The organism is Dickeya chrysanthemi NCPPB 402, assembly GCF_000406105.1.
GTDB classification, from domain to species: domain Bacteria; phylum Pseudomonadota; class Gammaproteobacteria; order Enterobacterales; family Enterobacteriaceae; genus Dickeya; species Dickeya chrysanthemi.
In genome coordinates this window covers 1,984,091-2,007,408 of the sequence record NZ_CM001974.1, presented here as the reverse complement: position 1 = coordinate 2,007,408, position 23,318 = coordinate 1,984,091, and the positions used below count along the sequence as shown (strand labels likewise).

At 54.6% G+C, this 23,318-nt stretch carries 21 protein-coding genes and 1 pseudogene; 9 read left to right on the top strand and 13 right to left on the bottom strand.

What is annotated here, in order from left to right; genetic code table 11:
* Nucleotides 1-153: 153 nt before the first annotated feature.
* Entirely contained in the window at nt 154-2,430 is a 2,277-nt protein-coding gene (clpA, locus tag DCH402_RS09015) for an ATP-dependent Clp protease ATP-binding subunit ClpA (protein WP_040000782.1), read from the bottom strand.
* A 28-nt stretch (nt 2,431-2,458) separates the two neighbouring features.
* Nucleotides 2,459-2,779 carry an ATP-dependent Clp protease adapter ClpS gene (gene clpS, locus DCH402_RS09010; RefSeq protein ID WP_012770071.1) on the bottom strand — a complete coding sequence of 107 codons (321 nt, stop codon included), beginning with the start codon at nt 2,777-2,779 and terminating at the stop codon, nt 2,459-2,461.
* A gap of 322 nt (nt 2,780-3,101) precedes the next feature.
* Here clpS and cspD point away from each other — a divergent pair, with 322 nt between their 5' ends.
* Entirely contained in the window at nt 3,102-3,323 is a 222-nt protein-coding gene (gene cspD / locus DCH402_RS09005) for a cold shock-like protein CspD (RefSeq protein WP_012770072.1), read from the top strand.
* A 92-nt stretch (nt 3,324-3,415) separates the two neighbouring features.
* Here cspD and DCH402_RS09000 read toward each other — a convergent pair whose 3' ends face one another.
* Nucleotides 3,416-5,077, bottom strand: coding sequence for an ATP-dependent endonuclease (locus DCH402_RS09000; RefSeq protein ID WP_040000781.1), 1,662 nt, complete (start codon nt 5,075-5,077; stop codon nt 3,416-3,418).
* A gap of 248 nt (nt 5,078-5,325) precedes the next feature.
* Here DCH402_RS09000 and hcp point away from each other — a divergent pair, with 248 nt between their 5' ends.
* The 3 genes from hcp to DCH402_RS08985 all read left to right on the top strand — a co-directional run bounded on the left by hcp (nt 5,326) and on the right by DCH402_RS08985 (nt 9,811).
* Complete coding sequence (hcp, locus tag DCH402_RS08995) at nt 5,326-6,978, top strand: hydroxylamine reductase (RefSeq protein ID WP_040000779.1); 1,653 nt, start codon at nt 5,326-5,328, stop codon at nt 6,976-6,978.
* A 61-nt stretch (nt 6,979-7,039) separates the two neighbouring features.
* Nucleotides 7,040-8,047: an NADH oxidoreductase gene (gene hcr / locus DCH402_RS08990; RefSeq protein WP_040000778.1), complete on the top strand. Its 1,008-nt coding sequence runs from the start codon at nt 7,040-7,042 to the stop codon at nt 8,045-8,047.
* Nucleotides 8,048-8,341: 294 nt separating this feature from the next.
* A complete protein-coding gene (locus DCH402_RS08985) occupies nt 8,342-9,811 on the top strand; it encodes a DUF2867 domain-containing protein (protein ID WP_081642150.1) in 1,470 nt (489 codons plus the stop codon).
* A 102-nt stretch (nt 9,812-9,913) separates the two neighbouring features.
* Here DCH402_RS08985 and DCH402_RS08980 read toward each other — a convergent pair whose 3' ends face one another.
* Together DCH402_RS08980 and DCH402_RS08975 are read right to left on the bottom strand one after the other, a co-directional pair.
* The gene (locus DCH402_RS08980; RefSeq protein ID WP_050583286.1) at nt 9,914-10,786 is read right to left on the bottom strand and encodes an N-acetylmuramoyl-L-alanine amidase; all 873 of its coding nucleotides are present in this window, start codon (nt 10,784-10,786) and stop codon (nt 9,914-9,916) included.
* Entirely contained in the window at nt 10,783-11,109 is a 327-nt protein-coding gene (locus tag DCH402_RS08975; protein WP_040000777.1) for a heavy metal-binding domain-containing protein, read from the bottom strand. Before DCH402_RS08975 ends, DCH402_RS08980 begins: the two co-directional genes overlap by 4 nt.
* A gap of 352 nt (nt 11,110-11,461) precedes the next feature.
* On the opposite strand from DCH402_RS08975, the gene artP reads away from it, so the two are divergent.
* From artP to DCH402_RS08950, 5 genes are all read left to right on the top strand, one after another.
* Nucleotides 11,462-12,190 carry an arginine ABC transporter ATP-binding protein ArtP gene (gene artP / locus DCH402_RS08970; RefSeq protein ID WP_152486906.1) on the top strand — a complete coding sequence of 243 codons (729 nt, stop codon included), beginning with the start codon at nt 11,462-11,464 and terminating at the stop codon, nt 12,188-12,190.
* A gap of 17 nt (nt 12,191-12,207) precedes the next feature.
* Nucleotides 12,208-12,939, top strand: a complete 732-nt coding sequence (gene artJ / locus DCH402_RS08965; RefSeq protein ID WP_027712256.1) for an arginine ABC transporter substrate-binding protein — start codon at nt 12,208-12,210, stop codon at nt 12,937-12,939.
* 14 nt (nt 12,940-12,953) lie between these two features.
* A complete protein-coding gene (gene artQ, locus DCH402_RS08960) occupies nt 12,954-13,670 on the top strand; it encodes an arginine ABC transporter permease ArtQ (RefSeq protein ID WP_040000775.1) in 717 nt (238 codons plus the stop codon).
* Entirely contained in the window at nt 13,670-14,341 is a 672-nt protein-coding gene (gene artM / locus DCH402_RS08955; RefSeq protein ID WP_040000773.1) for an arginine ABC transporter permease ArtM, read from the top strand. The genes artQ and artM overlap by 1 nt, the downstream gene beginning before the upstream one ends.
* Before the next feature lie 274 nt (nt 14,342-14,615).
* Nucleotides 14,616-15,365, top strand: a complete 750-nt coding sequence (locus tag DCH402_RS08950; RefSeq protein ID WP_040000772.1) for an arginine ABC transporter substrate-binding protein — start codon at nt 14,616-14,618, stop codon at nt 15,363-15,365.
* A gap of 109 nt (nt 15,366-15,474) precedes the next feature.
* Here the strand turns inward: DCH402_RS08950 and rlmC are convergent, their stop codons facing one another.
* From rlmC to rimK, 8 genes and pseudogenes are all read right to left on the bottom strand, one after another.
* A complete protein-coding gene (gene rlmC / locus DCH402_RS08945; protein ID WP_040000771.1) occupies nt 15,475-16,605 on the bottom strand; it encodes a 23S rRNA (uracil(747)-C(5))-methyltransferase RlmC in 1,131 nt (376 codons plus the stop codon).
* A 64-nt stretch (nt 16,606-16,669) separates the two neighbouring features.
* Nucleotides 16,670-17,107: a YbjO family protein gene (locus tag DCH402_RS08940; RefSeq protein WP_027712261.1), complete on the bottom strand. Its 438-nt coding sequence runs from the start codon at nt 17,105-17,107 to the stop codon at nt 16,670-16,672.
* Between the two features lie 125 nt (nt 17,108-17,232).
* Complete coding sequence (gene potI, locus DCH402_RS08935) at nt 17,233-18,078, bottom strand: putrescine ABC transporter permease PotI (RefSeq protein ID WP_040000770.1); 846 nt, start codon at nt 18,076-18,078, stop codon at nt 17,233-17,235.
* Entirely contained in the window at nt 18,075-19,034 is a 960-nt protein-coding gene (gene potH, locus DCH402_RS08930; protein WP_033575611.1) for a putrescine ABC transporter permease PotH, read from the bottom strand. The genes potI and potH overlap by 4 nt, the downstream gene beginning before the upstream one ends.
* 14 nt (nt 19,035-19,048) lie before the next feature.
* The gene (potG, locus tag DCH402_RS08925) at nt 19,049-20,176 is read right to left on the bottom strand and encodes a putrescine ABC transporter ATP-binding subunit PotG (protein WP_040000769.1); all 1,128 of its coding nucleotides are present in this window, start codon (nt 20,174-20,176) and stop codon (nt 19,049-19,051) included.
* A 117-nt stretch (nt 20,177-20,293) separates the two neighbouring features.
* Nucleotides 20,294-21,403, bottom strand: a complete 1,110-nt coding sequence (potF, locus tag DCH402_RS08920) for a spermidine/putrescine ABC transporter substrate-binding protein PotF (protein WP_012770089.1) — start codon at nt 21,401-21,403, stop codon at nt 20,294-20,296.
* A 382-nt stretch (nt 21,404-21,785) separates the two neighbouring features.
* Nucleotides 21,786-22,265 (bottom strand): YbjN domain-containing protein, encoded by a 480-nt coding sequence (locus DCH402_RS08915; protein ID WP_027712266.1) that lies wholly within the window; start codon nt 22,263-22,265, stop codon nt 21,786-21,788.
* Nucleotides 22,266-22,403: 138 nt separating this feature from the next.
* Nucleotides 22,404-23,307 (bottom strand): annotated as a pseudogene (gene rimK / locus DCH402_RS08910) (30S ribosomal protein S6--L-glutamate ligase).
* Between the last annotated feature and the right edge of the window lie 11 nt (nt 23,308-23,318).

The following is a 23,318-nucleotide window of genomic DNA, read 5'->3' as shown; positions in this document are numbered from 1 at the left end:
TCCCCGATGTTTATGCTATCGCGGCGATGATGTCGTAAAGATATCAAGACAATGTTGTAAAACCATGTTGTAAAACAATGTTGTAAAAAAGGGCATCTGACGATGCCCTTTGTGTTTTGATCGGGTAGACGATGACGGTTAACGACGATTCACTCAGTGAACTGCGCCTTCAGTTTTGGTTTTCTGCGCGCTCAGAAAGCGGTAGGTCAGTTGCTGAGCAGGTGCATCCAACTCCACCTTCACCGAGCCCCCATCCACCAGCGAGCCGAACAGCAGTTCATTTGCCAACGGTTTCTTGAGGTTCTCCTGAATGACACGCGCCATCGGCCGTGCGCCCATCGCCTTGTCGTATCCTTTTTCCGCCAGCCAGTTACGCGCTTCTTCGCTGACTTCCAGCGATACGCCTTTGGCATCCAGTTGCGCCTGCAGTTCGACAATAAACTTGTCCACCACCTGCTGAATCACGTCTGCCGACAGATGATTGAACCAGATAATGCCATCCAGACGATTGCGGAATTCCGGCGTGAATACCTTTTTGATCTCTTCCATCGCATCGCTGCTGTTATCCTGCTGGATGAGACCAATCGACTTACGCTGGGTTTCCCGCACGCCGGCGTTGGTCGTCATCACCACGATCACATTGCGGAAATCCGCTTTGCGGCCGTTGTTATCGGTGAGCGTACCGTTGTCCATCACCTGTAAAAGCAGGTTGAACACATCCGGGTGCGCTTTTTCGATTTCATCAAGCAACAGCACCGAATGCGGGTGTTTGATGACCGCATCGGTAAGCAAACCGCCCTGATCGTAGCCCACATAACCCGGAGGCGCACCAATCAAACGGCTGACCGTGTGGCGCTCCATGTATTCAGACATATCAAAACGCAGCAATTCGATATCCAGCGCTTTCGCCAGTTGCACCGTCACTTCTGTTTTACCCACCCCGGTAGGGCCGGCAAACAGGAACGACCCGACCGGCTTACGCTCATGGCCCAATCCGGCACGGCTCATCTTAATGGCCTCGGTCAACGCCTCAATGGCTTTATCCTGCCCGAACACCAGCATTTTCAGGCGATCCCCCAGATTACGCAGCACATCACGATCGCTGGCGGAAACGGTTTTCTCCGGAATGCGGGCAATACGGGCGACCACCGATTCAATATCCGCCACATTGACGGTTTTCTTGCGTTTGCTGGCAGGCAACAGGCGGCAACGCGCACCGGCTTCGTCGATAACGTCGATGGCCTTGTCCGGCAGATGGCGATCATTAATGTATTTCACCGCCAGTTCCACCGCCGCGCGAACCGCCTTAGCGGTATACCGCACATCGTGGTGCGCTTCGTATTTCGGCTTCAGACCGTTAATGATCTGTACCGTCTCTTCCACACTCGGTTCGGTAATATCGATTTTCTGGAAGCGACGCGCCAGCGCTCGATCTTTTTCGAAGATATTGCTGAATTCCTGATAGGTAGTGGAACCGACGACGCGAATCTTACCGCTGGACAGCAGCGGCTTGATCAGGTTAGCGGCGTCAACCTGACCGCCAGATGCGGCTCCCGCACCGATAATCGTGTGAATTTCGTCGATAAACAGAATACTGCTCTGGTCTTGCTCCAGTTGCTTGAGCAGCGATTTAAAGCGTTTTTCGAAATCGCCGCGGTATTTGGTGCCCGCCAGCAACGAACCGATATCCAGCGAGTAGATTGTGCAGCCAGCCATCACCTCCGGCACGTCGCCCTGCACGATACGCCAGGCCAGCCCTTCGGCAATGGCGGTTTTCCCCACGCCGGATTCACCGACCAACAACGGGTTATTTTTACGGCGGCGGCATAGCACCTGAATGGTACGCTCCAGTTCGCTGTCGCGGCCAATCAGCGGGTCGATGCCTCCCACCCGGGCAAGCTGGTTGAGATTAGTGGTGAAGTTTTCCATACGCTCCTCCCCGCCAGCCTGTTCTTCATTCACCGGATTTTCCGGATTTGCAGCCGGGCCGGACTCTTCTTTGCGCGTACCATGTGAAATAAAATTCACCACATCCAACCGGCTGACGTCGTGTTTACGCAGCAGATAGGCCGCCTGAGACTCCTGCTCGCTGAAGATGGCGACCAGGACGTTAGCGCCGGACACCTCGCTACGCCCCGACGACTGCACGTGGAACACGGCACGTTGCAACACGCGCTGGAAACTCAGCGTCGGCTGAGTATCACGTTCTTCGTCATTTTGCGGCAGTGTGGGTGTGGTCTGTTCGATAAAGGTTTCCAGTTCCTGACGCAGAACTGCCAAATCGACCGTACAAGCTTCCAATGCCTCGCGTGCGGAGGGGTTGCTGAGCAGCGCCAGCAACAGATGCTCCACGGTCATAAACTCATGCCGGTGCTCACGCGCTCTGGCGAAAGCCATGTTGAGACTGAGTTCCAGTTCTTGATTGAGCATAGGCACCTCCCCCAATAAATTGCCCTATTCAGGCTTTTTCCAGCGTACAGAGCAACGGATGCTCGTTCTCCCTGGCATAGCGGTTCACCTGCTCCACCTTGGTTTCCGCCACTTCGGCGCTATATACGCCGCAGATGGCTTTACCTTGATAGTGAACCGTAAGCATCAGTTGCGTTGCACGTTCAATATCATAAGAAAAGAACTTTTGCAGAACGTCAATAACAAATTCCATCGGCGTGTAATCGTCATTGTTAAGTATCACTTTATACATCGATGGCGGCTGCAAAGCTTCAGTATAATGCTCTTTGGTCAGGTCGTCGGTCTGTGGCCCGGTGCTATGATTTCCCATCTTCTACCCAAAATCAGTTCTGCTACTTATCCGCTGGCTGTTATCACAGCAGCATGCCTGATTTTCATTGTATCACCGACCTATCAAAATCGCTCAGACCTCGAAAATGCTCCTTCCTGATATTAACGGCAATAAAACCTGACGATAGCGTTATCTATATCAAATTTTCACAAACCTGCTGCAACCTGTCCGATCCGAGTGCTTGACGGCAAGGGCGATTTCACTAGAGTGTAGGGTTGGATTGATGCTGTTTTAATCAATTCGGTTTGCCTTAACCCAATAACCTCACCTTAGAGAACACTCTAGCGAAGGATGAAGATGCATGGAGACAGGTACTGTTAAATGGTTCAATAACGCCAAAGGCTTTGGTTTTATTTGTCCCGAGAGCGGTGGTGAAGATATTTTCGCCCACTATTCAACCATTCAGATGGACGGCTACAGGACGCTGAAAGCAGGTCAGGTGGTGCAATTTACCGTGCACCAGGGGCCTAAAGGAAATCACGCCAGTCTGATCGTACCGGTCGCCGGTGAAACGGTCGCCTGAATACTCACCTTACGCTTTCCGGTCTTTCTCCTTTATTCCTGTAACCAGGTCAAAACGAGTCCAATACCGGCCGCCGTCGGGCAGCCGGTATTTTAATCCGCCCGTCCGCGCGCCAGCCACAATACCCGCGAAAACATACTGCGAATCAGCGGAGGAATCGCCGACTCCCCCAGCGATGCGGCCTCTATCGCTACCTCAATCGCCAGATCCGGTTTCGACGTCCGATGAATTGCCTTGGTAATGATTTTAGCCGCTGATAACGGCACCGGCTCCGGTAATTGCGCAATACGATGGTAAACCTGACTAAACCCATTACGGTACATGAAGTGCTCCATGTCCAGCGCCGGCAGCATCGTTAAATGGTCGCGCTCGGATTCGCCCTGTGATTGCAACAAACTACGGACCGTCGCCGCGTATTTTTTCCCGGCGTCATCGCCATCGACCAGCACATGCCATTCAATCCCCATGCGATAGGCGAATTTCAGTAGCGGTCTTAGCCCTGCCTGCGCAAACTCGATAACCCTCACCCCTTCCGCCTCAAAATGATGCCCGCACTGACGCGCCAGTTCACTGAGCATCCAGACTTCGGTTTCGCCTTCCACCAGCAGCCAACAGCGCGCAAACAAAGACGCCGGGCGATTGAAACGAATGTGGAAGGTGATGCGGCGGCTGTCTTCCTGGGTCATCCCCTGACGACCAATACGGTAAGTCGCCACCTTCGCCGATTCACGTACCAGACGGCACACCTGCTCGACCGGCACCAGCGATAGCAATTCACCCGAGTTGGTGGTGGTGATCTTCTGCAACGGCAATTGCGTCAACAGCCCCCACGCCACCGACAGCATGATCGGATGCAACCGGGTTTCCGGGTCTTCAATCAGCAGCAATGGCCGTGCATGCGGGTCAAGCACCGCCGAACCCTTAGCCTGTAACAGGGTGGAAAACAGCTCCAGCAGAATAATGCGGCGACTGCGGTTGTGGGAGCCGGAAATCATGCGGTTGATGTTATCCAGCGAGCGCCACGCCCGGCCATTGCCGGCACGCGCATGGCGATGATGACGCCTGTCGTTCGGATCTGCACTCTGCTCGGAGAAATAGTGCTCAACCAGTTGGCGCATCGCCACCAGACCTTGCCGCAGTTCCTGATTGGTCAGCCGGTTGGGATTCTGCGCCAATTCGCGCACCAGCGCCTCAAACTGGCGCGATAGCCGTTCATTATCATCGAGTTGCGGCATTAGTGTGCCGGTGCGAAAACGGCGAATAAAACGCGCATCACGCAGCCGCAGAACCGGATGTAATCGGACCACCTCGCTGGCCAGCCAGTCGATATTCTCCAGCGCCAACGCCTGACCATTGGCATCCAGAAAGCTGCGCCAGGTAAAAATCGCCTGGCTTTCATCCATTTCCCCTTCCAGACGATAAAAAATGCGGTGCAAGCGCCCTTCACCCTTGATCCATACCGGCGATAACGAACGATAACGGGGAGCCAAATGATGCCCGGGAGCTGATTCGCAAAAGGTAAAGATCACCTGCAGGTGGCGTTCACGGCTGGCTTCATCACCCGGTGTAAAATGAAAATCTTGCAGATCAAAGTGATAGAGGGGCGGCGACGGCGTCAGCAACAGAGAAAGCGCATCCAACAGGCTGGACTTGCCCCAGGCGTTCTCACCGATCAGCACGGTATTGTCATCCAGCGTCAGCGACAGTCGGTTAATGCCACGGAATCCAACAATCTCGACTCTTTCCAGATACATCCGTGCCTCCTGTTCTGTACTTTCCTGATGAGCATGACGATAAAAGCACGGCAGGGTCAAGCCTTATACCTCGGATCTGACTCGCAACGCATAAAAATGGCCCTCAGGCGCGAGTGATTATCATCCACAAGTAAAATTGCGCTAAATCAACTTCGGCTTAAATTGCATATAAAAAACCTTTTTAGCGGTCTGCAACCGTTCTATTCTCATAACAGGCATTAAAAATGCAACTTTAAAAGGAAGCCATCATGTATTGTGTGCAATGTGAACAGACCATCCGAACCCCGGCCAGCAACGGCTGCGCCTATGCGCAAGGCATGTGCGGTAAAACCGCCGAAACCTCTGACCTGCAAGACCTGCTGGTTGCTGTTCTCCAGGGATTGTCGGCCTGGGCGTTGCAGGCACGCGCGCTGGGCATCATCGACCACGAGATCGATAGTTTCGCTCCCCGCGCCTTCTTCTCTACCCTGACTAACGTGAACTTTGATTCACCACGTATCGTCGGTTATGCCCGCGAGGCGATTAACCTGCGTGAAAGCCTGGCCACCCGCTGCCGATTGCTGGACGCCAGCGTCGCCGTCGATCACCCGATGGCGGAACTGCAACTGGCGGGCGACGACATCCCGACACTGTTGCATCAGGCAGCCGAGTTTGCGCTGAATAAAGATAAAGCCGCTATTGGCGACGATATCCACGGGCTGCGTATGCTGTGCCTGTATGGTCTGAAAGGCGCTGCCGCCTACATGGAACACGCCCACGTACTGGGGCAGCACGATGATGCCATATACGCCGATTACCATGCACTGATGGCCTGGCTTGGCACCGCGCCTACCGATGTCGATACGCTGCTTGGCAATGCGATGGCCATCGGTAAAATGAACTTCAACGTGATGGCGATTCTGGATCAGGGCGAAACCTCCGCCTACGGCCATCCGCAACCGACCCAGGTGAATGTGCGCCCGGTTGCTGGCAAAGCGATCCTGATCTCCGGCCACGACCTGAAAGACCTCCGCATGCTGCTGGAACAAACCGAAGGTACCGGCATCAATATCTATACTCACGGCGAAATGCTGCCGGCGCACGGTTACCCGGAATTGAAGCGATTCTCCCATCTGGTCGGCAATTACGGCAGCGGCTGGCAGAACCAGCAAACCGAATTCGCCAAATTTCCTGGCCCGATCCTGATGACCTCGAACTGCATCATCGATCCTAACGTAGGCCAGTATACCGACCGCATCTGGACCCGCAGCATCGTTGGCTGGCCGGGCGCACAGCACCTGGAAGGCGACGATTTCAGCGCCGTCGTCGCACAAGCGCAGCAACTGCCGGGCTTCCCGTACAGTGAGATTGAGCACCTGATTACCGTCGGTTTTGGTCGCCAGACGTTGCTGAATGCCGCGGATACCGTGATTGATCTGGTCGCCAACAAGAAGCTGCGCCACGTCTTTCTGGTCGGCGGTTGCGACGGTAGCCGTACCGAACGCAGCTACTACACCGATTTCGCCCGTAGCGTACCGCAGGACTGCCTGATCATGACGCTGGCGTGCGGTAAATACCGCTTCAATAAGTTGGACTTCGGCACGCTGGAAGGCTTGCCGCGTCTACTGGATGTCGGCCAGTGCAACGACGCTTACTCCGCCATCATGCTGGCAGTCAATCTGGCGGAAAAACTGGGCTGTGGCGTCAACGATCTGCCGCTGAGTCTGGTGCTGTCATGGTTCGAACAGAAAGCTATCGTCATCCTGCTGACACTGCTGGCGCTGGGCGTAAAAAATATCTACACCGGCCCTACCGCACCGGGATTCCTGACGCCGTCGCTGCTGGCCATTCTGAACGAGAAGTTCGGTATGCGCTCCATCACCACCGTAGAGCAGGACCTGAAAGACATCCTCGCCGCCTGACCTTTTTGTTGACCTTCGCCTTCCACTGCAACACGGCGGAAGGCTGTTATGGAGACTGCCCATGACCATGCCTACTCCGCAGTGCCCCAACCGTATGCAGGTGCACTCCCTTCATCAGGAAACGCCGGATGTGTGGACGATTTCCCTGATTAGCCATGATTTTTATCCCTGGCAACCGGGCCAGTACGCACTGGTCAGCATCGCCAACAGCAGTGAAACACTGCGTGCTTATACGTTGTCCTCCTCACCGGGGCTTAGCCCGTTCATCACCTTCACCGTAAGGCGACTGGAAAACGGCACCGGCTCGCGCTGGCTGGCTGAACAGGTAAAACCGGGCGACTATCTGTGGATCTCCGATGCGCAAGGCGAGTTTACCTGTACCCACGCCGTCGGCGACCGTTATCTGATGCTGGCCGCAGGCTGTGGCGTAACGCCGATTATGTCGATGACGCGCTGGCTGCTGGCCAACCGCCCGCACACCGATATTCAGGTGATTTTCAACGTCCGCGACCCGCAACACGTGATTTTTGCTTCGCAATGGCAAGCGCTCCGCCAGCGTTACCCACAGCAGTTGAAACTGACGCTGATGGCGGAACAGCAGGCTGAAGCCGGTTTTCTCAGCGGGCGGCTTACCGAGTCGGTGCTGTTGCAGCAGGTACCGGATATCGCCAACCGTACCGTGATGACCTGTGGCCCACAGCCTTATATGAAGCAGGTGGAAACATTTTGCATACAGGCCGGCGTGCCGCGCGATCGTATTTTCAAAGAGCAGTTCGGTGCTACGGATGTCGAAGTGGACGATGACAGCGAACAACTCACCATGACGATTCGTCATTCATTGCAACAGTTGAAAGTCCCGGTCGGCATAAGCCTGCTGGCAGCGCTGGAAAGTCATCAATTACCGGTCAACGCGGCCTGCCGTGCCGGTGTGTGCGGTAGTTGCAAGACCCGTATTATCAGCGGCCACTACACCACCACCAGCACCATGACGTTGACGGCCGAAGAGATTGAAAACGGCTATGTGTTGGCCTGCAGTTGCCAGTTACAAGGTGACGTCGAACTGGCCTGACGCGCCGCCTCTCCTTGCCATACGGCAATATACATCGCGCCTCTGGATCGACCCCGCATTTTCGTTAAGAAAGCGTTAAGGCGGGGTTTTTCCCCTTTCAGCTTCCAGTTATATTAAATACCGTCATGCTTATGGCGGGGCATAATCTACGCTGTGTCATAGGTATTACTGCTAAGCTGAATGCAGCTATTACCAGGTTTAGTGTATTGTCAGGCTTAATGTATTGCGGGCGTGAACATCGACAGGGACACCGCTGCAGTATCAATCGCGCTGTTGTGGCAGGAGCAAAAACACATGATGACCGTCAAACCCGCCCCGATTCTCATCCTTGGCGCCAGTGGTTATATTGGCCGGCATCTGCTGACATGTCTAAGCCGTCAAGGACAATCGGTCATTGCCGCGTCACGTCATATCGATTCGCTGGCGGCGCTGAATCTTCCCGGCGTACGCTGTGAATATGTGGACCTGATGAAGCCGTATACGCTGCCGGAAGGACTATGGCAGGCGGATACTCTGTACTATCTGGCGCACAGCATGGGTGATGGCGCCGATTTTCTGGAGCGGGAATACCAATCGGCGCAAAACCTGCGCCAGGTGCTACGCACCAGTCGGGTTCGCCAGATTATTTATTTAGGTTCAGCGCAATCCGAACACCGGCCGTCCGTTCATATGCAGGCACGTAAACTGACCGGCGATATTCTGCGCAGTAGCAATATTCCCGTCACCGAACTGCGCGCCGGCATCATCGTCGGCCCAGGCTCCGCCGCGTTCGAAATTATGCGCGACATGGTGAACAATTTGCCGGTATTGACACCGCCGCGCTGGGTACGCTCAAAATCCGCGCCTATCGCACTGGAAAACCTGCTTACGTATCTGACGGAGCTGAGGCATCACCCCGCGGCCCGACATCGGATTTTTGACGCCGCCGGGCCGGAATACCTCAGTTATCAAACCTTGTTCGAACGCTTTATCCGCATTACGGGTAAACGTCGCCTGCTGATACCGGTTCCCGTACCGACCGGATTGGTATCAGCCTGGTTTCTGAATTTGGTTACCTCGGTCTCCAGTTCCACCGCTCGGGCGCTGGTACAAGGGTTACGACATGATTTGCCGATGGACGATAGCGAGCTGCGTCGCCTGATTCCACAACGGCTGTTGGGATTTGACGACGCGGTACGGGCGACGCTGGATGATGAAAAAGCCGCCGCGCAACACCCCGACTGGGGATATGACCCGGAAGTCCAGGCACGCTGGCGCCCTAACTACGCGTTCTATCCTAAACAAGCCGGTTACAGCCACAAGACCGATGCCAGCAGTCAGGCGCTGTGGCAAGTAGTGCAGAATATCGGCGGGAAGGAAGGCTATTTCTACGCCAATATATTGTGGGCAATCCGGGCCAAAATAGATGATTTATGCGGTAATCAGGTGATTTACCAACGCCCGAATCGGGCTACGCTGATCGAAGGCGATCTCGTGCACGGCTGGAAAGTCATCCGCGTGAAGCCCCTTAAGCAACTGGTACTGTTGTTTGGTATGAAAGCGCCCGGACTTGGGCGACTGGCGTTCTCGATTGACGACCGCGGAACCTACCGCGTACTGGATGTTCGCGCCTGGTGGCATCCGGCAGGCTGCAACGGGCTGGGTTATTGGTTCCTGATGATGCCGGCGCATCTGTTCATATTTCGCGGCATGGCGCGCCGTATCGCCGCGCTGGCACAGGAAGCGGAGCGTTTGGATATCCATCGCCTGCCCGATAACGACTAACCCCCTCTGCGCGATGACGCCTGTGTGGCCGAATAAGTCGAACGACCGGTTTTCAGGCTCATCGCGCTCACCATAACACTGATGCCTGTTGATGGGGCTAAATCATGTCGCCCCTTTGCAGGACCCGCCGTATTTTTCCAGCAATGCGTCGGCAATCGCTTCAGTTTCGGCGTCGGCGTTGCCGTCATAACGCTGTTGCCGGAAGTGCATCTGGAATGCCGCCACGACGCGCTGCTGCTGATCCTCGCTCATGCCCGGGTTGACCTCATAGCCATAACACGCCAGTTTCTTCAGCAACGCGCCTCTGTCTGTCGGTGTATATGTCTGTTTATCTCCCAGATAGAAGCGGACGCGTTGTGCATCCGGCCAGGCACCAATTCCCGCCAGCGCCAGTTGACGCCAGGGAAACAACGGCCCCGGGTCGACCTTGCGTTGGGGAGCGATATCGCTATGCCCCACTACATTCTGCGGCGCAATATTATGATGACGGGCAATGATGTCGCGGGCCAGGCGGGTTACCAACGTAATCTGTTGCGGCGTATAGGGTTGCCACCAGTAGGTACCCAACGCGGTCTGACGCCAGCCGGGGTTTTCCTGCTCGATACCGACAGATGTCGCGTTCAACTGGCTGTAACCTCGCCAGTAGCTGCCGCCAGCATGCCAGGCCGCCTGCGACTCCGGCACCAGTTTCCACGCGACGGGCTTACCATTGACCTGCCGCGGATACGCCGGCACCAAATAATGTGCACTGACATGGCCAGTGGTAAGCGTTTCCAACGAAGTGCTCAGGTCTTCAGCCGTGTAGTGAAATACCAGAAAACGAACCCGCTCCCCCCGGCTGATAGCCGGAGACGACAGATCCAGTTGATAATCCCCCTCATCAACATAACGTTCACGCGTCTGGCAGCCCGCCAGCAGCGTCAGCACAACTAAGACCGCGCTCCGCCATGCCGGCCCGATAACCGGGCGATTCATAAGCGGCGGACCTCGACCGCTGTGCCGCTGACGGACACCATCAGCATGCTGCCGTCTTTACCTACCGTTTCATAATCAATATCGATACCGACGACGGCATTCGCCCCCAGTTCCTGAGCCTGCTGCTGCATTTCGCGAAACGCTATCTGTCGTGCATTGCGTAGCTCCTTCTCATAGGCACCGGAACGGCCGCCGACGATATCGCGAATGCCGGCAAAGAAATCCCGAAAGATATTGGCGCCGAGGATAGCTTCTCCCGTCACCACGCCACAGTAAGTTTCAATGACGTGTCCTTCCAGCGTTGGTGTAGTAGATAACTGCATCATGCCTCCTCACATCAGATGTTCGATAACCAGACTAATTGCACCTTCTCACAGCTTTCTTACACTTTTATAGCAATTTCCGCCATAAACAGACCGTTTTACAACACAGAGGTCATCAATCGCCTGTTTCAGCAACGTACCCGGCTATAACTGAGTAAAGTTATGGATGAAGATTGTTTGCCGCCGTGCGGCTATCGCCTTGACAAATCCACCCGTCATCGCAGCAAAGCGAGATTTTGTGCTAAAATATCAACAATAAGTCATGTATTCGCAAATTTTAACCCGTGACGATTGCATAACTATTCTGCCGAGGCTACCATTTGCGGCATCAATGTCTATTCAATTCTTGCGCATGAGTATTCAACTAAACAGCATTAACTGTTTCTATGGCGCACACCAGGCGCTGTTCGATGTCACCCTTGATTGTCCATCCGGCGAAACGCTGGTCTTGCTTGGCCCCAGCGGTGCAGGCAAAAGTTCATTACTGCGGGTGCTGAACCTGCTGGAAACGCCCCGCTCCGGTACGCTGAGCATCGGCGGCAATACTTTTGATTTCAGCCAGACGCCCGGCGAAAATGCCATCCGTGAACTGCGTCGCAATGTCGGCATGGTGTTCCAGCAGTATAATTTGTGGCCGCATCTCACCGTACAGCAGAATCTGGTCGAAGCGCCCTGCCGCGTGCTGGGGCTCGGTCGTCAGGATGTGCAGGTTCGTGCGGAGAAACTGTTGAGCCGCCTGCGCCTGAGCGACTTCGCCGACCGCTATCCGTTACATCTCTCCGGCGGCCAACAGCAGCGTGTTGCCATCGCCCGCGCGCTGATGATGGAACCGCAGGTGTTATTATTCGACGAACCCACCGCCGCCCTCGACCCGGAAATCACCGCTCAGGTGGTTAGCATTATTAAGGAATTGAGCGAAACCGGCATCACTCAGGTGATCGTCACCCATGAAGTGGATTTCGCACGCAAGACCGCCAGCCGCGTGGTGTACATGGAAAACGGCCGTATTGTGGAACAAGGCGACGCCTCACACTTTTCCCAGCCACAGACACCGGCGTTCGCTGGCTATTTATCTCACTGATAGATAAGGATAATAATATGAAAAAACTGTTCATTGCCGCCCTGTTCGGCAGCGTAAGCTTTTCCGCTGGTGCAGCCGAAACGATTCGTTTTGCTACCGAAGCGTCCTATCCTCCGTTTGAGTCGGTAGACGCCAACAACCAGATCGTCGGCTTTGATATCGATCTCGCCAACGCGCTGTGCAAACAGATTCAGGCCACCTGTACGTTCAGCAATCAGGCTTTCGATAGCCTGATCCCCGGCCTGAAATTCCGCCGTTACGACGCCGTGATCGCCGGTATGGACATCACGCCGGAGCGCCAGCAACAGGTGTCTTTTTCCCAGCCGTACTATGAAAACTCGGCGCTGTTCATTGCTCAGAAAGACAAGCTGGCCGATGTCGCTGCGCTGAAAGGCAAGCGTGTCGGGGTACAAAACGGCACCACGCACCAGAAATTCCTGTTGGATAAACATCAAGACATCACCGTCGTGCCGTACGACAGTTACCAGAATGCCGTGCTGGACCTGAAAAATGGTCGTCTGGACGCCGTTTTCGGCGACACTGCCGTAGTCAACGATTGGCTGAAACAGAACCCGAATCTGGCATCCGTAGGGAACAAGGTTACCGATAAAGACTACTTCGGCATCGGTCTGGGTATTGCGGTTCGCCAGAACAATGATGAGCTGGTGAAAAAATTCAACGATGCGCTGAACAACATCAAGCAGGATGGCACCTATCAGACCATCTACAAGAAATGGTTCCAGCAGTAATCCGATAAAAATCAATGACTGAATTTCAACCTATTGCAAGCGCCGCCGGGATGACCGTCGGCCTTGCCGTTTGCGCTCTGCTGCTGGGGCTACTGCTGGCTATGCTGTTTGCCCTGTGGGAAACCGCACGCTGGAAAACCATCAGCGCCGGCGGCACCGCGGTAGTCACTCTGCTGCGCGGTTTGCCGGAAATTCTGGTAGTGCTGTTTATCTATTTCGGCTCGTCCCAGTTACTGCTGATACTGTCCGACGGTTTCACGCTCAATCTTGGTCTGGCGCAAATACCGGTCAAACTGGCTATCGATAACTTTGAAGTCAGCCCGTTTTTGTGTGGCGTTATTGCCTTGTCGCTGCTGTATGCCGCCTATGCATCGCAAACGCTGCGTGGGGCGCTGAAAGCGGTGCCACAAGGGCAATGGGAATCCGGTCAGGCGCTGGGCATGAGCAAAAGCGTGATTTTCCGCCGTCTGATCATGCCGCAAATGTGGCGTCATGCCCTGCCGGGGCTCGGCAACCAGTGGCTGGTGCTGCTGAAAGACACCGCGTTGGTTTCGCTGATCAGCGTCAATGACTTGATGCTGCAAACCAAAAGCATCGCCACCCGCACTCAGGAACCGTTCACCTGGTACATGATTGCCGCGGCGATCTATCTGGTGATTACGTTGTTAAGTCAGGCGATCCTGAAAAGGATTGAAACACGCGCCACACGCTTTGAACGGAGGCCGTCCTGATGTTGGCTTACATTCCCGAACTGCTCAAAGGGTTGAACACCAGCCTGTTGCTGACACTGGCCGCGCTGTTGCTGGCATTACTGTTGTCGCTGCTGTTGACGGTGATCCTGACGCTAAAAACACCGGTGCTGTCGGTGCTGGCCAAAGGCTACATCACATTATTTACCGGCACCCCGCTGCTGGTGCAGATTTTCCTGATTTATTACGGCCCCGGTCAGTTCGAATCGATTCGCCGCATTGACTGGCTGTGGAATTTGCTATCGCAACCGTGGTTGTGCGCAGTCAGTGCGCTGGCGCTCAATAGCGCAGCCTACACCACGCAGCTGTTTTATGGTGCGGTGCGAGCCATTCCGTCGGGACAATGGCAATCCTGCGCGGCGCTGGGGATGAATCAGCGCCAGACGCTGCGTATCCTGCTGCCGTTTGCGTTTAAACGTGCGCTCTCTTCGTACTCCAACGAGGTGGTGCTGGTGTTCAAAGGCACCTCGCTGGCTTACACCATTACCCTGATGGAAGTGATGGGTTACGGTCAGTTGTTGTACGGCCGAACCTACGATGTATTGGTGTTTGGTGCGGCCGGCATCGTCTATCTGTGCGTCAATGGCCTGCTGACGCTGTTGATGCGCCTGGTCGAGCGACGCGCACTGCGGTTTGAACAACGCAACACCTGAATCATCAGCGAATATGACTTATGCACTGATTACGCCGGCTTTCATGCCGGCGTTTTTATGCATAAAAACCCATCCAGCCCAGGTTCACCATCAATTAAAATCTGCTTTATTTTTAAACTATTACAGTGTTTCACCCTCATAAAAACAATATAAATACAACTAAAATTGAATTTATAATCATATTATTTGCATATAAATACATTTAATGGCATGGTATCGTTATCCTTTTCAACGACAATCACGTTGATAAACATAAGTTAAGCTGGAGTACTTGATGAAAAAACTGATTCTTGCCGCACTGCTGGCCGGCACCGCTTTTAGCAGCATGACCTTTAACGCAATGGCGGCAGAAACCATCCGCTTCGCCGCGTCGGCCACCTATCCGCCATTCGAATCGCTGGATGCCGGCAACCAGATCGTCGGGTTTGATATCGATCTCGCCAATGCGCTATGCAAGCAATTACAGGCGACCTGTAGCTTCACCAATCAGGCGTTTGACAGCCTGATTCCAGCATTGAAATTCCGCCGTTATGACGCGGTGATTTCCGGCATGGACATCACGCCGGAACGCAGCAAGCAAGTGGCGTTTACCCAACCGTACTACGCTAATTCAGCGATCGTCATCGCTCAGAAAGGCAAGTTTCACTCGCTGGCAGACCTGAACGGTAAACGTATCGGCATGGAAAACGGCACGACTCACCAGAAATTCCTGCAGGAAAAACACCCGGAAGTGAAAACCGTCCCGTACGACAGTTACCAGAATGCGTTGATCGACCTGAAGAACGGTCGTCTTGACGGCGTATTCGGCGACACCGCCGTGGTCAACGAGTGGCTGAAAGCCAACCCAGACCTGGCCACCGTCGGCGAGAAAGTCACCGACCCGGCCTATTTCGGCATCGGTTTGGGGATTGCCGTTCGCCCGGATAATCAGGCGCTGCTGGAAAAACTGAACAGCGCGCTGAACGCCATTAAAGCGAATGGCACTTACCAAGCCATCAACGACAAATGGTTCCCGCAGCAGTAAATCTCTCCTTACGCTGCCGGTTGCCGCCGGCAGCGTACCACGCTCGCCAATCATTTTGGCCTGTCCTGCATTTTGTACTTACCAACGCCGCTGCAGGAAGCCACGTTCGTTAAACACGCCGTTGCAGTAGCGTTAGCACCTCGTAATGCGCGGTATGCGGGAACATATCGAATAACTGTACCTGCCGTATCTGATACGCCGGTAGCCGTGTGATGTCTTTCGCCATACTTTCGGCGTTGCAGCTGGAGTAAAGAAGATACGGCGGCGCCATATGGCTCAGGTAATCGCACAATTCAGAGCCGATACCGCGCCGGGGCGGATTGACGATCACCAGATCCGGCGTCTGTGCTTCGCCGACGGCAAAGCGGGTGGAATCAAGCGCGGCAAAACTGACGTTAGTCAGCCCCAGTTGTGCCGCCGAACGCCGGGCACAGGCAATGGCTTCAGGGCTAATCTCAATGCCGGTGAGCGGTGTATCGGCTCCGGCACAATGCAGGCCGAATCCACCCACGCCACAGAACAGATCCCATAAACTGCGCACCGGCAACGCCGACACCCACTGCCGAGCGGTATCATACAAGGCTGCCGCCACCTGCGGGTTGGTCTGGAAGAAGCTTTGCGGCCGAATATACAGCGGCACCTGATTAAAGCGCTCTTCCAACGCTTGCGCTTCCGTCAGCGGAATCTCCAACTCCCCTTCCAGTATCGCCTGATGAACAGGTTGAATATTGGCCGATATCACCGCCAACTGCGGCAATTGCTGTTGTAGCCACGGCAGCGCGGCACGCAATTGCGCCAGCCTGGCGTCGGAACGCAGCACAAAACGCAGCATGAAGTGGCCGTTCAGGGTGCTTTGCGTTAACAACAGGTATTTCAGTTCGCCCCGGCGTCGGGCGACGTTATAGGGCGTCAGTCCGGCGCGGGCGATAAACGTTTTCAATACACGAAACACCGGCGAAAAACTGTCGGGATACAGCGGGCAATCGCAAAGATCAACCGGCGAACCGTCACGATGCAACATTCCCAGCAGCGGGCGTTCGACGCTGCCGCTGACGACCATCTTGGCTTTATTGCGAAAAGCGATTTCCACCGAGGTTACCGGCGTCAGCCAGCGTTGAACCGGATGAGCGGCCAGCAACCCGAGCAGATGTTGCTGCTTATGGGTTATCTGCTGCGGGTAGGCGGTTTCCAGCCATTGACAGGAACGACACGAACCGTCGTTATAGCGGGCACATTGCATGGAAAATCTGAAATCTGTCGTTAACATCAAGGGGGGCTGATTGTATCACCCCCGTGCGAGAAAGTTAGGGATGGCGCGTAAAAAAACGCTGGCTGCGCCGGGGAAAAAACAACAGCAAAATCAGCAAAAAATCCGGCAGCCGCTGCATCAGCAAATGATGCAAAATCTCACTCATGCCGTCGCCGCTGACATGAAAGATCGGCGGCAAAAACTCCACCAGCGACGCCGTCAGCATATACATCGTCACCAGACACTGGATCAGCAGGAAACACCAGCGCCCCCAGTTCAGCCCGCTGAGCACCGCGAATCCACAGCGGATTTCGAGGCAAACCACCAGCAACGCCGCCAGCAACACCAGCGTGCTGTCCCACTGCTTGGCGCTACTACTGAGCCAGCCGCCAAAACCACTCAGCCCCAGTTCACTGATAGTCAGGACGATCCCCAGACACCGGGTAGCGATAATTGCTGAACCCGCCACCATGATGGAGACAGGGGCGAACATGCCACGCCGCAGAGGTTCCCGTTTACTGTACAGTATGATTGCGTTCCCCCTGAAATTACCGCGCCACCAGAAAGTATGGCGGCGCGGTGGGAATTGGCAAGTTCAGGGCGAAAACGCGGCTATCGTCAGCCACGCCTTGCTTTTTGCAAATCGCGTTGACGCTGCTTTTCCGCCCTGGCCATAAACCACCAGGCAATCAAACCGATAATGCCTACCACCAACAATATCAAAGAGGCCAGCGCGTTAATCTGCGGGTTAACGCCCATTCTTACGCTGGAAAAAACCAGCATCGGCAAGGTGGTCGCACCGGGACCAGAGACGAAGCTGGCAATCACCAGATCATCCAGCGACAGGGTAAAAGCCAGCAGCCAACCGGAAACCAGCGCCGGTGCTATCATCGGCACGGTGATAATGAAGAACACCTTCAGCGGCGTCGCCCCCAGATCCATCGCCGCCTCTTCAATCGAATGATCCAGCTCACGCAGGCGAGCGCTGATGACCACGGTGACATACGCCGAACAGAAGGTGACGTGCGCCAGCCAGATGGTCAGCATGCCGCGTTCCGCCGGCCAGCCAATAGCCTGCGCCAGCGACACAAACAGCAGCAGCAGCGACAACCCGGTAATCACATCCGGCATGACCAGCGGCGCGGTCAGCATAAAAGCAAAACCATTGGAACCGCGGAAATTGCCGAAGCGCACCATCACCACCGCCGCCAGCGTTCCCAGCACCACCGCCATAGTGGCTGAGGCCGCCGCGATGGTCAGGCTGAGCAATACCGCACTGATCATCGCCGAATCCTCGAATAGCGCACGGTACCACTGAGTAGACCAGCCGGCCCACACCGTCACCAACCGAGAACTGTTGAAGGAGTAAATCACCAGCATCAGCATCGGTGCATACAGAAAACCGTATCCCAGCACCAGAATCAGCGTCCGCCACGGCGAACGCACGACCGGTAAATTGTTCATGCCTGATCCTCCGCAGCTTTATTCTGATGTTTATGGAACCAGATGATCGGCACTATCAGCAGGAACAGCATCACCATCGCCACCGCCGACGCTACCGGCCAGTCACGGTTATTGAAGAATTCCTGCCACAGAATACGACCGATCATGATGCTGTCCGGCCCACCCAACAGTTCAGGAATCACGTATTCACCCACGGTAGGAATAAACACCAGCATCGACCCGGCGATAATGCCGCCTTTGGTCAGCGGCACAATCACGCTGAAGAAGGTTCTCACCGGACGGGCGCCCAAATCCAACGAGGCTTCAACCAGCGAATAATCAAGGCGGGTCAGCGCGGTATAAATCGGCAACACCATAAACGGCAGGTAGGAGTAGACCACGCCGATATACACCGCCAGATTGGTGTGCAAAATCACCAACGGCTGATCGATAACCCCCAGCCAAATCAGGAAATTATTCAGGATACCGTTGTCTTTCAGGATACCCATCCAGGCATACACGCGGATCAGGAACGAGGTCCATGACGGCAGGATCACCAGCAGCAACAGAATATTGCGGGTAGACGGCTTGCTATGCGCTACCGCCCAGGCCATCGGATACCCGACCACCAGACAGCACAGGGTGGAAATCGCCGCCACTTTCAGTGACTGCAGGTAAGCGTCGATGTACAGCGGGTCGGACAACAGTTGCAGATAATTGCCGATATTCAGGCTGATTTGCAGCCGATTCTCCGCCCATTCAAGCAAATCAGTATAAGGCGGCACGGTGCGCGCCATTTCCGCAAAGCTTATCTTGAATACGATCAGAAACGGCAGCATAAACAGGCACAACAACCACAGATAAGGCAGCGCGATCACCAGTTTGCGGCCATGCGCCAGACGCAGCCGCGCCAGCGTAGCGCGCAATGGGCTCATCGACTGACCCGGCGGTTCATGTTGTTCAGATAACATCGCCATTGCGTCTTCCCCCGTTACACCGTCAACACCACACAGCTGTCCGCATCCCAACACAGGCGGACTTCATCCCCCCAGGTGGGCGAACCTTTACGGAACCGGTCGGCGTTTTGTAATTGGGCGCTGATGGTCTGGCCGCTGTTCAGCCGAACGTGATAAATAGAGAGATCGCCCAGATAAGCGATATGCACCACTTCGCCCACGGCAAAGTTACAGCCATCCGCCGGCACATCTTCACACAGCATGATTTTTTCCGGACGCAGTGCGATGTACACCGGCACGCCATCCACCACCGACACATCCGAATTGACCTTCAGCGGATGCACCAGCCCTGGGCTCTGTACGATGAGCGCATCATCCTGGCGCTCTTTCAACAGCCCTTCGAACATGTTGACCGAACCAATGAACTCAGCGCTAAAGCGGCTATTCGGGTTTTCGTATATCTCTTCCGGCTCGCCAATCTGCACGAATTTACCGCGATTCATAATGGCGATACGGCCGGCCATGGTCATGGCCTCTTCCTGATCGTGCGTAACCATCACGCAGGTCACCCCCACCCGCTCCAGAATGTCGACCACTTCCAGTTGCATACGGTCGCGCAGTTTCTTATCCAGCGCGCCCATCGGTTCATCCAGCAACAACAATTTGGGACGCTTGGCCAGACTGCGCGCCAGCGCCACGCGCTGACGCTGACCGCCGGAAAGCTGATGCGGTTTACGCCCGGCGAATTCCTGCATATGTACCAGCGTCAGCATTTCCTCTACGCGGTCTTTGATTTCACCACGCGACAGCTTGTCCTGTTTCAGGCCAAAAGCGATATTCTTCTCCACCGTCATGTGCGGGAACAACGCGTAAGACTGAAACATCATGTTGATCGGGCGTTGATAAGGCGGCACCAGAGACAGGTCCTGTCCGTCCAGCACAATTTGCCCCTGAGTAGGCTGCTCAAAGCCCGCCAGCATACGCAACAATGTGGATTTACCACATCCGGATGCCCCCAACAGGGCGAAAATTTCACCTTTGTAGATGGTCAGGCTGACGTCATCAACCGCAAATTGACCATCATAGGATTTGGTCAGGTTGCGCACTTCCAGCAGCGGTGTGGCCGCTTTCTGGGGCTTGGGGCGGGGAATCGCTTCGTTCACTTAATATTGCTCTCCGGCAAAAGCAGAACAAAATCGCAGCCACATGACTGCGACACAAATAGCACAAACAGGCGGGGTAAGCCGCCTGTTGCATGAAAGTGGCATCAAAGACGGCGGTTATTTCCCGCTTTTTACCTTGGTCCACGAGCGTGTAATCACGCGGTCGATTTTGGGTGATTGTACCTTGAGCGTAAACAACTTGGCGCGAATATCCGCTGGCGGATAAATATTCGGGTTATTACGCACTTCATCTTTCACCAGTGCCGTAGCCTCTTTATTCGGGTTGGCGTAATACACATGGTTACTGACGTTGGCAATCACCTCCGGTTTCAGCAGATAGTTAAGGAACTGATAGGCTGAATCCAGATTTTTGGCATCTTTCGGGATAGCGAATACGTCAAAGAACGCCAGCGCACCTTCCTTCGGAATGCTGTAGCTGATGTTCACGCCGTTTTTCGCCTCTTTCGCCCGATTAGCCGCCTGCATCACGTCGCCGGCCCAGCCGATAGCCACGCAGATATCGCCGTTGGCCAGGTCGTTAATGTACTGAGACGAGTGGAAATAGCGAATGTTCGGGCGCAGTTTCAGCAGCAGATCCGTGGCGTCTTTGGTGTAATCCGCTTCGGTGGCGCTGTTCGGGTTTTTGCCCTGATAGTTCAACACCGTGGCATAAATTTCAGCCGGCGCGTCGAGGAAGGAAACGCCGCAGCTCTTCAGCTTTTCCAAGTTCTCCGGCTTCAGCACCAGATCCCAGCTATTGACCGGCGCGTCTTTGCCCAATACGGCTTTCACCTTATCCACGTTGTAACCGATACCGGTGGTGGCCCACAGATAAGGCACCGCGTATTTATGGCCCGGATCGTGTTCCTCGATCAGCTTCATCAGCTCAGGATCGAGGTTCTTGTAGTTCGGCAGTTTGCTCTTATCCAGCGGTTGAAAGACACCGGCGCTGATCTGGCGGCCGAGGAAGCTGGCGGAAGGCACCACCAGGTCAAACCCCGTGCTGCCGGCCATCAGTTTGCCTTCCAGCACCTCGTTGGAGTCAAACACGTCGTACACGACTTTAATACCGCTCTCTTTCTGGAAATTTTCCAGTGTGTCCGGCGCGATATAATCAGACCAGTTATAGACGTGCAGCGTTTTCTCTTCCGCAGATGCGGTGACGGACGCGGCCATCATCAAGCCGGTTAAAACACCCGAAAGCCATTTTTTACGTTGGGTGAACATCCGTTCCTTCCTCCATACCAGGGATAAACATAGGGGGTGATTGCACGGTGCCCGGCAGCAACACCGTTCGTTGTTTATCAGGCCTCAGAATAACGACGCGATGAATGGCTATGCACCCGCGTTTTTCATCGTTAAAACACAAACCGTCACGACGTTATTATCTGAACCATACAGAAATAAAGCATAACCGCACTGTTACGCCCGTACCATACCGGAAGGCAAAAAACGGGTTTTATCGATTATTTATTCACTATTTATCTATGTGCTGCGTCCCGAAGCGACAAACGCAGAAAAAAATATGGATTAGAAAGCAAAAAACCGCACTAAATGCGGTTTTTGAAAATAAGAAAAGCTAATGACCGGTGATTGATCCGTAAAGCAATCAGTGCAGGCTGGAGGTGTTGAAGCGCTCAGCAGGGCTCTCTTCCTCATCACCTAAAAACAGCAGATTATTGGCGCTGGCCTCCATAATCACCATGGAGACCTGCTGCTCGGCTTGCTGCATGAAATGGCGGAACTGTTCGAGCGTGATACCGGCGCCGGCACTGAATGTCTGGCACACGATCAACTTGGGCAGGTTATCGTCCTGAATATCAAGAAATGCCTTAGCCGTTAGCGAGCTGGCGTTAATCTGGCTTAGGTTGCTCGCCAGCGGAATCAACGCCGTCGGCTTAACTTCCGCCAATGCGGAAAACAGGATAACGTTGTCAGCCATGTCGACTTTCGCGTCAAACACGCCGTCAAAATTCTGCATATGCGGCAGATGTAACGCCTGACAGGAATCACATTCGAAATAAATGATGCCCAGTTGATCCAGCCACCGCCGAAGCAAATTCAAATCAGGGACGATGATTGAATCCATCTTGACCGCCTCATATTCATGGAGATAAAAAACCTGACCTACGCCAACGCCTAACTCAGGGATGACAGGTCAATCATCATTATTGACTGACCACCAAGACACGCCTACGCCGTCAAAAGCGACGTTCACGCGGCGTATTCACCCGACTTTGGCTGAACGGGATACGGTGCGATGATGTTGCTCAATGTATTCGACCATCATCCCTGCGATATCCAACCCGGTAACGGTTTCGATACCCTCCAGCCCGGGTGAGGCGTTGACCTCCATAACCAGAGGCCCACGCGCCGAGCGCAGTATATCAACACCCGCCACATTCAGTCCCAATGTTTTTGCGGCTTTGACCGCAATTGCACGCTCCTGCGGCGTAATTCGCACCTGGCTGGCCTTGCCGCTTCGGTGCAGATTGGAACGAAAATCCCCAGGTTTGGCCTGCCGTTCAATCGCCGCCACGACCTTATCGCCAATCACCAGGCACCGAATATCTTTCCCCTGCGCTTCGCGGACATACTCCTGCACCAGGATGTGGGCATTAAGACCACGAAACGCATCAATCACGCTTTCCGCCGCCTGCTGGGTTTCCGCCAGCACAACGCCTATCCCCTGTCGTGCCTTCCACCAGTTTCACTACCAGCGGCGCTCCGCCGACCATTTTGATCAAATCAGCCGTATCATCGGGAGAATGCGCAAAACCGGTAATCGGCAGATCGATACCCTGCCGAGCGAGCAATTGCAGCGAGTGCAGTTTGTCGCGGGCACGGATGACCGACATCGCGTTATTCAGCACCATGCTGCCCAGCATTTCAAACTGGCGCAACACCGCCGTGCCATAGAAGGTAATCGCCGCGCCGATGCGTGGAATAACCGCGTCATACGGGTCCAGATGACGCCCACGATAATGCACCGAGGGTGCCGCCGAATTAATATTCATATAGCACGACAGCGGATTGATGACCTCAATGCTGTGTTGCCGTTCTTCCGCTGCTTCACACAATCGCTTGCAAGAATAGAGAGAACCGTCCTGCGACAGAATGGCGATTTTCATAGCGCTCCGGT